The 13,750-nt window shown below is 66.6% G+C and carries 12 protein-coding genes and 1 tRNA gene; 5 read left to right on the top strand and 8 right to left on the bottom strand.

The window, feature by feature from the left end:
- Positions 1–10 precede the first annotated feature (10 nt).
- Positions 11–373, bottom strand: a complete 363-nt coding sequence (locus A5736_RS04805) for a hypothetical protein (protein WP_076244791.1) — start codon at positions 371–373, stop codon at positions 11–13.
- Positions 374–548: 175 nt separating this feature from the next.
- Between A5736_RS04805 and A5736_RS04800 the strand changes: the two genes are divergently transcribed.
- The gene (locus A5736_RS04800; protein WP_076244789.1) at positions 549–2,099 is read left to right on the top strand and encodes an FAD-dependent monooxygenase; all 1,551 of its coding nucleotides are present in this window, start codon (positions 549–551) and stop codon (positions 2,097–2,099) included.
- A gap of 87 nt (positions 2,100–2,186) precedes the next feature.
- Here A5736_RS04800 and A5736_RS04795 read toward each other — a convergent pair whose 3' ends face one another.
- The 7 genes from A5736_RS04795 to aceE all read right to left on the bottom strand — a co-directional run bounded on the left by A5736_RS04795 (position 2,187) and on the right by aceE (position 11,919).
- Positions 2,187–3,608 carry an acyl-CoA carboxylase subunit beta gene (locus A5736_RS04795; RefSeq protein WP_076115174.1) on the bottom strand — a complete coding sequence of 474 codons (1,422 nt, stop codon included), beginning with the start codon at positions 3,606–3,608 and terminating at the stop codon, positions 2,187–2,189.
- Positions 3,609–3,656: 48 nt separating this feature from the next.
- A complete protein-coding gene (gene kasB, locus A5736_RS04790) occupies positions 3,657–4,910 on the bottom strand; it encodes a 3-oxoacyl-ACP synthase KasB (RefSeq protein ID WP_076061167.1) in 1,254 nt (417 codons plus the stop codon).
- 27 nt (positions 4,911–4,937) lie between these two features.
- Positions 4,938–6,188, bottom strand: coding sequence for a 3-oxoacyl-ACP synthase KasA (kasA, locus tag A5736_RS04785; RefSeq protein WP_076115173.1), 1,251 nt, complete (start codon positions 6,186–6,188; stop codon positions 4,938–4,940).
- A complete protein-coding gene (gene acpM, locus A5736_RS04780; RefSeq protein ID WP_076061171.1) occupies positions 6,185–6,532 on the bottom strand; it encodes a meromycolate extension acyl carrier protein AcpM in 348 nt (115 codons plus the stop codon). Before acpM ends, kasA begins: the two co-directional genes overlap by 4 nt.
- Before the next feature lie 77 nt (positions 6,533–6,609).
- Positions 6,610–7,518: an ACP S-malonyltransferase gene (locus A5736_RS04775; RefSeq protein WP_076122290.1), complete on the bottom strand. Its 909-nt coding sequence runs from the start codon at positions 7,516–7,518 to the stop codon at positions 6,610–6,612.
- Positions 7,519–7,658: 140 nt separating this feature from the next.
- Positions 7,659–8,984 (bottom strand): CdaR family transcriptional regulator, encoded by a 1,326-nt coding sequence (locus A5736_RS04770; protein ID WP_076122289.1) that lies wholly within the window; start codon positions 8,982–8,984, stop codon positions 7,659–7,661.
- A 145-nt stretch (positions 8,985–9,129) separates the two neighbouring features.
- Positions 9,130–11,919, bottom strand: coding sequence for a pyruvate dehydrogenase (acetyl-transferring), homodimeric type (gene aceE, locus A5736_RS04765; RefSeq protein WP_076122288.1), 2,790 nt, complete (start codon positions 11,917–11,919; stop codon positions 9,130–9,132).
- Between the two features lie 127 nt (positions 11,920–12,046).
- Here aceE and A5736_RS04760 point away from each other — a divergent pair, with 127 nt between their 5' ends.
- From A5736_RS04760 to A5736_RS04745, 4 genes are all read left to right on the top strand, one after another.
- Positions 12,047–12,628, top strand: a complete 582-nt coding sequence (locus A5736_RS04760) for a hypothetical protein (protein WP_076122287.1) — start codon at positions 12,047–12,049, stop codon at positions 12,626–12,628.
- Between the two features lie 91 nt (positions 12,629–12,719).
- Positions 12,720–13,142, top strand: a complete 423-nt coding sequence (locus A5736_RS04755) for a DUF3052 domain-containing protein (protein ID WP_076061181.1) — start codon at positions 12,720–12,722, stop codon at positions 13,140–13,142.
- On the top strand, positions 13,142–13,603 hold the full coding sequence (locus tag A5736_RS04750) for a peroxiredoxin (RefSeq protein ID WP_076122286.1): 462 nt from the start codon (positions 13,142–13,144) through the stop codon (positions 13,601–13,603). The genes A5736_RS04755 and A5736_RS04750 overlap by 1 nt, the downstream gene beginning before the upstream one ends.
- A 68-nt stretch (positions 13,604–13,671) precedes the next feature.
- Positions 13,672–13,743 (top strand) — tRNA-Val (locus tag A5736_RS04745).
- Positions 13,744–13,750: the final 7 nt, after the last annotated feature.

Genomic DNA, 13,750 nt, shown 5'->3' with positions numbered 1-13,750 from the left:
CGGGCAGCCTTTACGAGTCTTTGGAGTCCTTATCGTCGGAGTCCTCGGAGTCCTCGGAGTCATCCGAATCATCTGAATCGTCGGAGCGCTCGTCCTCGTCGGAGTCCTTGGAGTCCTTGGAATCGTCAGAATCGGACTTGTCGGACTCGGACTTGTCGGACTCGTCGGACTCGTCGGATTGCCCACCCTTGTCGGAGTCGTCAGCCTTCTCGGCCTTCGCTGCGAACTTCGTCAAGAGCCCAGCGAGATCGCGGGCTTCGTCAGGTGCCAATACATCGTCGAATAGCCGCTCGTCGCTCCCATCGATGCGCTCAAGGTAAACCGCGTTGTCCTGGGTGCCGACGTCCCATCGGCCTCCCTCTTGACGAACCATCCGATGCCGCCTTCTGCCTAGAACCTGATTCCACCTGACTACCCACTCCTGCTGTACCGGAACGGCTATCGCCTGGAATTTCTGGCGAGCTTGCGGGGCCGATATTGTGACATCTACTATTGAATGGTAGTGACTGTCATAATTCGCCAAGAGCGGTACTTGGGGGTGAGGCCTGATGAATGTCCGTGTTCCTGTGCTGATCGTCGGCGCTGGCGTCGGTGGGCTGGCCATGTCGGCGTCGCTCGCCAAGCATGGCGTCCGCTCGCTACTGGTCGAAAAGCGCGACGAGGTCTTCATCTATCCGAAGGCCCGCAATCTGAGCTTCCGCAGCCTGGAAATCCTGCGCGGGCTCGGCTTGGGCGACCAGGTTCACGCCGTCGCCGAGCAGGTTTCCGAATTGGTTACCAAGCCAACGCTCAACAGCCCGGAGGAACAGCCGGCCATCGACCTCGATGCGCTCTTCGGCGGCCTGGAGATGTTGAGCCCCGAGCCCACCGTGCAATATTGCCCGCAAAGCAGGCTCGAGCCGATCCTGCTCGCCGAAACACGCCGACGCGGCAGTGAGGTGCGCTATGGCACCGAACTGTCGTCGTTCGAGCCGGACGGGACCGGTGTCACCGCCGTTGTCCGCGACCGGGATTCGGGAGAGTCGGAGACGGTGCGGGCCGATTATCTCGTCGCCGCCGACGGTGTGCACAGCCCGACGCTCCGCGCGCTCGGCATCACTACCTCCGGATACGGTGCGCTGCCGATCTTCGTGGTGTTCATCTACTTTCGCGCGCCGTGGCGCAAGTTTGTCCCGCACCTAGGCGACGGAGACGGCGTGCAGGTTCAAAACGCTGACGTGCAGGGCATTTTCATCGTGGCCGAGGGCGATCTCGGCATGTTCGTCACCACTTATTTCCCCGACAAGGGCGAGACGGCGGAGCAGTTCACGCTGCAACGCTGCGGTGATCTGCTCACCAAGGCGATCGGTGAGCAGATCGACATCGAGATTATCGACGTCGCGTCGTGGCAGCCCCACGAGCAGGTGGCCGACCAATTCCGCTGTGGTCGAGTCTTTCTCGTCGGCGATTCGGCACACACCATGCCGCCGTTCAAAGCCGGGGGAGCCAACACCGCGATCCAGAGTGCGCACAACCTGGCGTGGAAGTTGGCGGCGGTCCTGGACGGCACGGCCGGGCCCGCGCTGCTGGACACCTTCCATGCCGAGCGGCATCCGGTCGGCCGCTTCGCCGCCCGACAGTCGCTGTCCGGCCCGACGATTGGTCTGCTGCGGGTCGACGATGACCGGCCGCTGTTGCCACCAGAGGAAGAATCCTCGATGTTCCCGCTGCTAGTCGGGTACCGCTATCGTTCCGCTGCGGTCGTCACGGACGAGCCCCCGGTCGACCCGGACGAGGTGCAGATCGTGGACGAGTTGCGCGGCCAGCCCGGAACGCGGGTTCCGCACGTGTGGGTGCGGGACGGTGTGTCGACGCTTGACCTGCTCGGCCCCGGGTTCACCGTCCTTACCGGGAGTGAGCGATGGTGTGCCGCCGCGGCTTCGGCGTCGGTCGCCGCGCATCGTGTCGACAGCGACGAATGGGCTGCGGTGACCGGACTCAAGCCCGAGGGCGCGCTTCTTGTCCGCCCGGACGACTTCGTCGGCTGGCGCGCCGAGGATCTTCCCGACGATCCGGAAGGTGCCCTGCGCAAAGCCCTTTCGCAGATCCTGGGCCGTTAGTGACCCACGAGCGTAACGTCACGGCGAATTTTCGCGCGAATTACCGCAGTAGCGTTACGCGCGCGGCGCCGGGCCGGCAGAGCACGGTTACAGCGGGATGTTCTTGTGGCGGCCGCGGCGTGCCGGCGCTTGGGCCAGTGCCTCGGTGAGCTTGCTGCGGGTGTGCGACGGGTCGATCTTCTCGTCGACCACGCCGATCTCGATGGCGCTGTCCACACCGCCGGCGATCCGCTCGTGCTCGGCGGCCAGCTCGTCGTGCAGCGCTTCGCGCTCGTGGTCGGCCGCGGCGGCCAGCTTCTTTTTGTGCAGAATGCCGACGGCGGCCTTGGCGCCCATGACCGCGACCTCGGCGTCCGGCCAGGCGTACACCTTGGTGGCGTTCAGCGACCGAGAGTTCATCGCAATGTAGGCCCCGCCGTAGGTCTTTCGGGTGACCAGCGTGACCCGCGGAACCGTGCACTCACCGAACGCGTGCAGCAACTTGGCGCCGCGGCGAACCACGCCGCCCCACTCCTGGTCGACGCCGGGCAGATAACCGGGGACGTCGACGACCACGATCAGCGGAATGCCGAAGGCGTCGCACAGGCGCACGAAACGTGCCGCCTTCTCGGCGCTTTCGGAGTTCAGGCAGCCGCCCAGACGCAGCGGGTTGTTGGCCAGCACGCCGACCGTGCGGCCGGACAAGCGGCCCAACCCGATCACCATGGACGGTGCCCAGTTGGCCTGGAACTCGTCGAACGGTGTCTCGTCGTCGAGGATCGCGGTCACGATCGGGCGCACGTCGTAGGCACGCCGGGACGACTCGGGCAGCAACGCGTGAATATCGGTGTCGCCGGCCTCGGCCTTGGTGCGGTCGAAATGCCCTTGCTGGCAGAACAATCCGACCAACCGGCGACCGCGCTCGTAGGCGTCGAGCTCGTCGTCGGCGACAATGTGGCACACCCCGGACTTCTTGTGGTGGGTCTCCGGGCCACCCAGCGCGGCCATATCGACATCCTCGCCGGTGACACTGCGCACCACGTCGGGCCCGGTAACGAAGACCCGGCTCTCCGGCGCCATCACCACGACGTCGGTCAGGGCCGGCCCGTAGGCGGCGCCGCCGGCGGCGAAGCCGACGACCACCGAGATCTGCGGGACATAGCCGGACGCCCGGATCATGGCCTCGAACACCAGGCCCACCGCGTGCAGCGCCTTGACGCCTTCGGCCAGCCGGGCACCGCCGGAATGCCAGATACCCACGATCGGGCTCTGCTCCTCGATGGCGGTGTCATAGGCGTTGACGATGTGCGTGCAACCCTCGATGCCCATGGCCCCGCCCATCACGGTTCCGTCCGTGCAGAACGCGATGGTGCGCACACCGTTCACGGTGCCCGCGGCGGAAAGCACGCCCGATCGGTCACGCTCGTGCAGCAGTTGGATGCTGCCGTCGTCGAAGAAATTGCTCAGACGCAACAACGGATCTCGGGGGTCGAGCGATTCGCCGACCGCCTCGGGGGCCATGAGTGTCATTGCAGGTCTCCTGTTTCCGGTGTTGCTCGGGCTTGATGGCGTCAGGGTTTAGTACCGCCCAAAGGCGATCGCCACGTTGTGACCGCCGAATCCGAACGAGTTGTTGATCGCGTACCGGTAATCACCGTGCCGCGGCTTACCCGCCACCACGTCCAAATCGATCTCTGGATCGAGGTTTTCGAGATTCAGTGTCGGTGGGACCAGCTGATCCCGCAACGCGAGCACGGTCAAGATCGACTCCACGGCGCCGACCGCACCGACCGAGTGGCCGAGGGCGGACTTGGGGGCGTATACCGCCGGCTTGTTGCTGCCCAGGGCGTTGTTGATGGCCTTGCTTTCGGCCAGGTCGCCGACCTGGGTGCCGGTGGCGTGGGCGTTGACGTGGTCGATGTCGCCGGGAGTGAGGCCCGCGAGCTGGATCGCCCGCGTCATCGCATGGCCGGCACGTTCACCGTTGGGGTCCGGCGCGACCATGTGGAAGCCGTCCGAGGTGACGCTGGCACCCATGATCCGGGCCAGGATGTTGGCGCCGCGGGCTTTCGCGTGCTCCTCGGTCTCGATCACCATCAGAGCGCCGGCTTCGCCGAACACGAAACCGTCGCGGTCCCGGTCGAACGGGCGACATGCACCGGCGGGGTCGTCGTTCTTGGTCGACATCACGATGCGCATCGCCGCGAACGCCGCGATCGGCACCGCCTCGATCCGCGTCTCCACGCCGCCGCAGATTGCGATGTCCGCCTCACCCAGCACGATCTGCTGCCACGCCCGGGCGATACCCTCGCAACCGGACGCACACGCCGAAACCGGTGTCATCACACCGGCTTTGGCGTGCCGTTCCAGCCCGACCGCCGCGGCCGCCCCGTTGGGCATGTACTTCTGCACGCCTAACGGAGAGACCGCCTTCATTCCGCGGGCCCGCATGTCGTCGTAACTGAAGACCATTTCCTCCGACGAGCCGAGGCCCGTGCCGATGGAAACGGCCAACCGGTTGGTGTCGACTTCGGGTGAACCGGCGTTCTCCCACACCCTGCGGCCCAAGACCGTGGACATCCTTTGCAGGTAGCCCGTCCGGCGCAGCTCGATGCGAGTCAGCTGGCTGTCGAACTCCTCCACGAGATGCCCGCCGATACGGACCGGCAGGTCGAACTCCTCGACGAAGGGGTCCTCGAGGAGACGGATCCCACTTTGGCTGTCCAGGAGCAACTTCCAGGTGGTTTCCGCGTCGGGTGCCAAGGCAGTCGTCATGGCAATGCCGGTGACGACCACATTGGGGAAAGCTTTCCCCGTAACCAGCTCTGTCATGGGTGTGGCGAACGTTCCTTCCGTGCTTTAGTAACGCCCGAACGCGAGCGCGACGTTGTGCCCTCCGAACCCGAACGAGTTGTTGATCGCGTACTGGTACTCGCCGTAGCGCGGTTCGCCCGCGACGATGTCCAGATCGATTTCGGGATCGGGGGTTTCGTAGTTGAGGGTGGGTGGGATGACCCCGTCCCTCAGGGTCAGCACCGTGAGCACCGACTCGAGCGCCCCGACTGCGCCGATTGAGTGCCCCAGCGCCGATTTCGGCGCATACACCGCGGCCTTTTCGCAGCCGGCGACCCGAAGCGCGTTGGCCTCGGCCGTGTCGCCGATCGGCGTTGCGGTCCCGTGGGCGTTGACGTGGTCGACGTCCTTGGGGGACAAGCCCGCCAGCTCCATCGCCCGCGTCATCGCCCGGCCGGCGCGCACGCCGTCCGCCGCGGGCGCCACCATGTGGAAGGCGTCCGAGGTGATGCCGGCACCGAGCAACCGGGCCAACGGCTTGGCGCCGCGGGCCTTGGCGTGCTCCTCGGTCTCGATGATCATCAGCGCCCCGGCCTCGCCGAACACGAAGCCGTCGCGGTCCTTGTCGAACGGCCGCGACGCACGCTCGGGTTCGTCGTTACGGGTCGACATGGCCCGCATCATCGAGAACGCCGCGATGGGCAGCGCCTCGATCGGACCTTCGACTCCGCCGCACACGGCGATATCCGCGTCACCCATGACGATCTGACGCCACGCGTGGGCGATTGCCTCCGAGCCCGACGAGCAGGCCGACACCGGAGTTATCACCCCGGCACGGGCGCCGAGCTGCAGACCGACCACGGCCGCGGCGCCGTTGGGCATGATCATCTGAACGGCGAGCGGCGACACCTTGCGGGGGCCGCCCTCGTTCATCAGGTCATAGCTCTCGACGATCCGCTCGGCGCCACCCAGACCGGTGCCGACCACGACCGAGAACCGGTCGGGATCGACCTCGGGGGTGCCCGCGGTCTCCCACAACTGACCGCTCAGCAGTTTCGCCAAGCGCTGGACGTAGGACATGCGCCGCAGGTCCAGCCTGCCCATGTGGTTGTCGACGGGCTCCTTGAGGTGCCCGCCGATCTTGACGGGCAGGTCCCACTTGGTGACGAACTCGTCTTCGAGTACGTGGATGCCGCTTTCGCCGGCCAACAAACCCTTCCACGTGCTCTCGATGTCCGGCGCGATTGCTGTCGTCGCCGTGACGGCGGTTACCACAACGCTGGGGTAACCGCCATTAGCAGTGGAAGGCTTGGTCACTTGGTGTCCGCTTCCATCCTCGCCTTGACGTTGGCCACGGCGTCGGGGTTCTCGGACTCGATCTTGGCGCGCAGCGCGGCGGCGGCCTCCGGGTCCTCTTCCTCGAGCTTCTGGATGTACGCAACGACGTCACCGACGGTGCGCAGACCGGCGAGGTCCTCGTCGGGGATCTTCACGCCGTACTTGTCCTCGGTCTGGACGGCGATCTCGACCATCGACAGCGAGTCGATGTCCAGGTCGTCGACGAACGACTTCTCCGGGGTGACCTCGGAGGGCTCGATACCGGTGACCTCTTCGATGATCTCCGCAATACCGGCGATAATTTCTTCCTGAGTGACGGCCACAGCCTTGCTTCCCTTCGTAATGTGTTGTGTGTAAATCGAACTGACGTGCTTTTTGGTTGTACTGGACAAATTTGCCGTTAGAGGTCGGTCAACCCGTCCAGGTCTGCGGGCGACTTGACGGCGCGTGCCGGAACCCCCCGAAGTTCGCGTTTGGCGATGCCGGTGAGGGTGCCCGCGGGCGGGAACTCCACGATCGCCGTGACATTGTGCTCACGCAGCGTCTCGGTGCACAGGTCCCAGCGCACCGGTTGGGTCAGCTGGGCGACCAGCGCGTCCATCGCCGCGGCCGCCGAGGTGACCGGCTTCCCGTCGCGGTTGGACAACAGCGTGGCGGTGGGCTCGGCGGTCGCGATTGCGGCCGCCGCGGCGGCGTACGCGTCGAGAGCTGAAGCCATGTACTTGGTGTGGAACGCTCCGGCCACGCCGAGGGCGCGCACCCGGGCCTTGGCCGGCGGGTCTTCGGCGAGCTTCTCCAGCGCGGCCAGCGGGCCGGCGGCCACGATCTGGCCGGCGGCGTTGCGGTTCGCGGGGGTCAGGTCGAGTTGCTCGAGGCGGGCCAGCACCTCCGCCTCGTCACCGCCGAGCACCGCGGACATGCCGGTCGGCTCGAGGGCGCAGGCCTTGGCCATCTCGGCACCCCGGGTGGCGGCCAGCGCGACGGCGTCGTCGGCCCCCATCACACCGGCGATCGCGTAGGCGGCGATTTCGCCGACGGAGTGACCGGCCGCGATGAATTCCTCGCCCGCGAGCAGACCGCGCTTTGTCAGTTCCTGATGAGCCAGCAGCGTGGCCGCGACGACCAACGGCTGGGTGACCGCGGTGTCGGTGATCTCTTCGGTCGAGGCGGTGGTGCCCAGCCGCACGAGATCCAGGCCGCTGGCCTTCGACCATAGGGTCAGCTGGTCCGCCGCGCCGGACAACTCCAGCCACGGCGACAGCATCCCCTCGGTCTGCGAACCCTGTCCGGGCGCGAGAAACGCAATCACGTGTCTAAGAGAACACTGTGGAAACGGTTTTGGCGGGTGTAACAGATTATGAACCTCGTCTTAGGTTTTTGTATACACCTTACAAAACAGCCCCGTAAGCAACATGTTTGATATCGTGCCGCGATCTGTTGCCTGGATCACTATCTCGCGAACGGCGCCGCGGCACCCCCTCTGACCGGGAGAGGAACCTGCGTCAGGGCGGTGCTGCCGACACTAGATGGGCTCGTGGGGTAGTTGAGCTGACCGACGGTCGCCGCCACACGCAGCACATACGCATCACGCGGCTGAGTGGGATCGCGGCCGGTGAAGTCCGTGATGCGCTTCAGGCGGTACCGCACGGTGTTTGGATGAACGAACAACTTGCGGGCGCAAGCCTCAATCGCGCCGCCCGAATCTAAGAAAGCTTCAAGGGTCTCCACGAGGGTCGGCCCGGCCTCGGCCAGCGGCCCCATCACGTCGGTGTGCAACGCGACGATCGCCGACGCGTCCCCCATCAGGGCGCGTTCGGGCAGCAGCTCTCGGGCCAGCACGGGCCGGGGCGCCCCGCTCCAGCCCGCGACGGCGTTCATCCCCGATATCGCCTCACTGGCGCTGTGATAAGCCGCGGTCAGCATCGGCGCGGTGGGTCCGATGACCACCGGGTCGTCCGAGAACGCGACCAACAGGTCACCGAGGAATTTCTCCGTCGGCGACAACGGACCCGACACGATCGCCACCAGCCAGGTGCCGTGCACGTCGGTGAGCGCCGCGCGGCCGTGGATGGCGGCGACGTCGCGGACGTGTTGGCTGGCTCGCTCGCTGTCGCCCTGTCCGTTCGCATCCTCGCGGCCCGGTGCCGGGGTCCCGACGACCACGGTCGCCGGCGCGGTGGTGTCCCAGTTCAATGCCGCCGCACGGGATAGCAGCTCCGGGCCCGTGTCGCCGCGCACCACCGCGTCGACGACGCTGGCCTCCATGCGGCTGTCCCAGTTTCCCCGCGCCTCGGCCGCGTCGGCGTACTCGCCGGCGAAGGTGAAGGCCAGGTCGCGGCTGTACTTCAAGATCCCCACCGTCAGTGCGGTCAGCTGCTCGTCGGAGCGGGCCAGCAGCGGCACGACTTCCTCGAAGAACTCCATCGTGACCCGAACCATGTCCACGCTGTGGCGCAGCGCGATCCGTCGGGTCAGGTCCTTGGGCACCAGTTCGAAGGCCTTGGCGGTGTAGCTGACGTTGCTGTGCGGGTCGTGCATCCATTCGACGAAGTTCACGACGGCCGTCTGCACCACCAGCGCGACACTGGCCCGCTGGGAGGCTTCCAGGTCGGCGAAGAACGGCAACCGATCCTGCATGGCGTTGACCGCTTCGGTGGACAGCCGGCCCGAATACTGCTTCAGCCGCCGCAGCAACGAATCGGGGACGGTGTCCAGCAGTTCCAGCGGCGAACGGGGATGCTTGGCAAAAGGACCGGCGAACGGGTTGTCATTCACCCCTAAAACCTACGCCAGATTTTGGAACTTTCCGCCAAAGCCGCGCGGGCCCGCGGCGCGACCCCTCGCCGAACGTGCGGCCAGCCGCACGCTGGGCCCCGAACGTGCGGCTAGCCGCACGCTCGCGGGGATGGCCAACCCGGGCTTAGGCCACGCCGGGGTCGGATGTCTGCTCCGGGGCGGCCTGCACGTCGTCAATCCGGTACTGGCGGGCGGCCGCGACCGGCACCGACGGGTCGATCTCCCCGTCGCGGGCCAACGCCTCCAGCACGGCTACCACCTGGGATTCCGCATCGGTGTTGAAGTAGCGCCGCGCCGCGGGCCGGGTGTCGGAGAAGCCGAACCCGTCGGTGCCCAGCGTGACGTAGGTGCCGGGCACCCAGGGGCGGATCTGCTCGGGGACCGCGCGCATCCAGTCCGATACGGCGATCACCGGTCCGACGGCCCCGTTGAGGGCCTTGGTCAGGTAGGGGACACCGGCGGGCTGGTCGGGGTGGCGCAGCCGCGCCGTCTCGACGGCCACGCCGTCGCGGTTCAATTCGCCCCAGCTGGTCACCGACCACACGTCGGCGGCGACGTCCCACTCGGCGGCCAGCATCTCGGCGGCTTGCAGCGCTGACGGCATCGCCACGCCCGACGCGAGGATCTGCGCCTTGTTCGTGCGTTGCTCGGTGGCCGCGCGGTAGCGGTAGATGCCGCGCAGCACGCCTTCGGGGTCGAAGTTCTCCGGCTCCGGCGGCTGCACGTAGGGCTCGTTGTACACGGTGATGTAGAAGAACACGTTCTCCGGGTTCTGGCCGAACATCCGGGCCAGGCCGCTTTCCACGATGTAGGCGATTTCGTAGGCGAACGCCGGGTCATAGGCCACGACCGCCGGATTGGTGGCCGCCAGCAGCAGCGAGTGGCCGTCGGCATGCTGCAGGCCCTCGCCGGTCAGCGTCGTCCGGCCGGCGGTGGCCCCGAGCAGAAAGCCGCGCGCCATCTGGTCGGCCGCGGCCCACAGGCCGTCGCCGGTGCGCTGAAACCCGAACATCGAATAGAAGATGTAGATCGGGATCATCGGCTCGTTGTGCGTTGCATACGAGGTACCGGCCGCGGTGAACGACGCGGCCGAGCCTGCCTCGTTGATGCCCTCGTGCAGGATCTGGCCGACTTCACTTTCCTTGTACGCCAACATCAATTCGGCGTCGACGGCGGTGTAGAGCTGACCGAGGCGGTTGTAGATCTTCAACGAGGGGAACCACGAGTCCATGCCGAACGTGCGCGCCTCGTCGGGGATGATCGGCACGATGCGGGGCCCAATCTCCTTGTCGCGCAACACTTCCTTGAAGGTGCGCACCGTGGCCATGGTGGTGGCCACCTCCTGCTGGCCGGAACCCTTCTTCAGGGCCTTGTAGGTGTCGCGGCCCGGTAGCGCCAGCGCCTTGGCCTTGGTGCGCCGCTCGGGCACGAAGCCACCCAGCGCGCGGCGCCGGTCGAGCAGGTAGCGGATCTCGGGGGCCTCGGGACCCGGGTGGTAGTACGGGGGCAGATAGGGGTCCGCCTCCAGCTGGGCGTCGCCGATCGGGATTCGGATGGCGTCGCGGAAGTCCTTGAGATCTTGCAGCGCAAGCTTTTTCATCTGGTGTGTCGCGTTGCGGCCCTGGAAGTGCGCGCCCAGCGAATAGCCCTTGATGGTCTTGGCCAGGATCACCGTCGGCTGGCCTTTGTGGTCGACGGCGGCCCGGTAAGCCGCGTATACCTTGCGGTAGTCGTGACCACCGCGCTTGAGGTTCCAGATCTCGGAATCGGTCATGTGCTCGACGAGCGCCTTGGTGCGCGGATCACGACCGAAGAAGTGGTCTCGTACGTAGGCGCCGTCGTTGGCCTTATAGGTCTGGTAGTCGCCGTCGGGTGTGGTGTTCATCAGGTTGACCAGTGCGCCGTCCTTGTCGGCGTGCAGCAGTGCGTCCCACTCGCGGCCCCATACCACCTTGATGACGTTCCAGCCCGCGCCCCGGAAGAACGACTCCAGTTCCTGGATGATCTTGCCGTTGCCGCGCACCGGGCCGTCGAGGCGCTGCAGGTTGCAGTTGATGACGAAGGTCAGGTTGTCCAGTGCCTCCAGCGCCGCGACGTGGGCCAGCCCACGGCTCTCCGGCTCGTCCATCTCGCCGTCTCCGAGGAACGCCCACACGTGCTGGTCGGAGGTGTCCTTGATGCCCCGGTCGTGCAGGTAGTGGTTGAACCGGGCCTGATAGATCGCGTTCATCGGGCCCAGCCCCATCGACACCGTCGGGAACTCCCAGAAGTCGGGCATCAGCCGCGGGTGCGGGTAGGACGGCAGGCCGCCGCCGGGATGGCTGTGCTCTTGGCGGAAGCCGTCGAGCTGGTCGGCGGTCAGCCGGCCCTCCAGGAAGGCGCGGGCGTAGATGCCCGGCGACGCATGGCCCTGGATGAACACGTGGTCCCCGCCGCCGGGGTGGGCCTTGCCGCGGAAGAAGTGGTTGAACCCGACCTCGTAGAGCGCCGCCGACGAGGCGTACGTCGAGATGTGGCCGCCCACGCCGACGCCCGGTCGCTGCGCGCGGTGCACCATGATCGCCGCGTTCCACCTGATCCAGGCCCGATAGCGGCGCTCGACGTCCTCGTCGCCGGGGAACCACGGCTCCAGTTCGGTGGGGATCGTGTTCACGTAGTCGGTGGAGGTCAGCGCCGGGATCGCGACCCGCTGCTCACCGGCGCGTTCCAGCAGGCGCAGCATCAGATACCGGGCGCGGGCCGGCCCGGAGCGTTCGAGCATTTCGTCGAACGATTCGAGCCATTCGCTGGTCTCCTCGGCGTCGATGTCGGGCAGATACGACGCGACACCCTCGCGGATCACCCGCACCCGATCGGATTCGTTTGGGTTGCTTGAGTTTTGGGCCAGATCGTGGCGCGCGAACTCGGTGGTCAACTTCCGCTCCTTGGTTGGCGGGTCGTCTGCCCGCGGTTTCGCCTTCTATCGTGCCGCACCGGCCTCCCGGGCGGGTAGCCGCGGTGCGCCGCAGGCGGCGGGAACGGCCACCCGGTAACGTCTAGCTGTGCTCATCGGATGGCGTGCCGTCCTTACGGGGGAAGCCGTAAAGCGAGGCGCTCTGGCGCTCGGCTGTGTCGCGGTGGTCGTGATGGGCATCGTGGGCTGTACCACCGTCACCAATGGCACGGCAACGCCCGACACGAAGGTGGCCCCCGCTTACCGGCAGTCGGTGTCCGCCTCGGTGTCCGCGTCGGCGGCGACGTCCAGCATCCGGGAAACCCAGCGGCAGCAATCCCTGACGACCCGGGCGGTTCGCACCTCGTGCGACTCGCTGGCCACCACCAGCAGCGCCGCGATCGACAAGGTGAATGCCTTTGTCGGGGCGTTCAATGCGGGTCGCAACACGGGTCCGACCGAGGGGCCGGCCATCGACGCGCTCAACGACAGCGCCTCGACGGTGGCCAACAGCTTCAGCGATGCGCTGTCGACGCAGATGAAGGACGCGTTCAACGCTTACATCGACGCCGCCCGCGGGGTCGCCAACGCGATTGGCACGCACGCGCCGACGGGCGAGTTCAACAAGCGGGTCAATCAGCTCAACGACACGAAGACCAAGGCACTCAAACTCTGCTTGGCGTCGTTCTGACACGCGTTACGAGGCACGGGTATGGACCGCGTTCCGGCTGTGCGACGATAATCCCCATCGCACGGCGCACATGGCAAAAGGAGGCTCCACGGTGGTCGCGGCGGATGACGCCCCGAGCTACGCTCGCAAGCTGGGCATCCAACGGGACCAAGTCGTCCAGGAGTGGGGCTGGGACGAAGACACCGACGACGACATTCGTGCCGCGGTCGAGGAAGCCTGTGGCAGTGACCTGCTCGACGAAGACACCGACGAGGTGGTCGACGTCGTCCTGCTGTGGTGGCGAGATGGGGACGGCGATCTGGTGGACACCCTGATGGACGCGATCAGCCCGCTGGCTGAGGACGGCGTGATCTGGGTGCTGACACCTAAGACGGGCAAGCCCGGTCACGTCCTGCCGGCCGAGATTGCCGAGGCGGCCCCCACCGCCGGCCTGATGCCGACCTCGTCGGTCAATCTCGGCGACTGGAGCGCCAGCCGGTTGGTTCAGCCGAAGTCGCGGGCCGGGAAGCGTTGATGCTGCCGGTCGGAACGCCCGCCCCGGACTTCACCTTGCGCGATCAGAATCAGCAGCGCGTCACCCTGAGCTCCTACCGCGGAGCCAAGAACGTCCTGTTGGTGTTCTTCCCGCTGGCATTCACCGGGATCTGCCAGGGGGAACTCGACTTGCTGCGTGATCACTTGCCCGTTTTCGAAAACGAGGACAGCGCGGTGCTGGCGATCTCGGTGGGCCCGCCGCCGACGCACAAGATTTGGTCCCTCGAGAGCGGTTTCACGTTTCCCGTGCTGTCGGATTTCTGGCCGCACGGCGAGGTCAGCCAGGCCTACGGCGTATTCAACGACGCCGCCGGATACTCCAATCGCGGCACCTTCGTCGTCGATCGGTCGGGAATCATCCAGTTCGCCGAGATGAAGGAGCCGGGCGAGGCCCGGGACCAGAAGCTGTGGACCGACGCGCTGGCGGCGTTGAAGGCCTGAGAGGGCCTGATCGTTTTGGCTGCTTAGGCTGTTGACGTGTAGCCTGCGGCGGACCCCCTGGGTTTCAAGGGCGCGTAGCTCAGTGGTAGAGCTCTGGTTTTACACACCAGCGGTCGGCGGTTCGATACCGTCCGCGCCCACCGGCGT

Origin of the sequence: Mycobacterium sp. SP-6446 (assembly GCF_001954045.1) — a bacterium.
GTDB lineage: Bacteria > Actinomycetota > Actinomycetes > Mycobacteriales > Mycobacteriaceae > Mycobacterium.
Note: the sequence above shows the minus strand (reverse complement) of the source record. Positions and strands in the feature narration are given on the sequence as shown.

What these genes read in the sequence shown, in the direction of transcription:
- A5736_RS04805 (WP_076244791.1), bottom strand. Translation starts at nt 373, where the DNA reads ATGGTTCGTCAAGAGGGAGGCCGATGGGACGTCGGCACCCAGGACAAC.
- A5736_RS04795 (WP_076115174.1), bottom strand. Translation starts at nt 3,608, where the DNA reads ATGACACTCATGGCCCCCGAGGCGGTCGGCGAATCGCTCGACCCCCGA.
- A5736_RS04800 (WP_076244789.1), top strand. Translation starts at nt 549, where the DNA reads ATGAATGTCCGTGTTCCTGTGCTGATCGTCGGCGCTGGCGTCGGTGGG.
- kasB (WP_076061167.1), bottom strand. Translation starts at nt 4,910, where the DNA reads ATGACAGAGCTGGTTACGGGGAAAGCTTTCCCCAATGTGGTCGTCACC.
- A5736_RS04750 (WP_076122286.1), top strand. Translation starts at nt 13,142, where the DNA reads ATGCTGCCGGTCGGAACGCCCGCCCCGGACTTCACCTTGCGCGATCAG.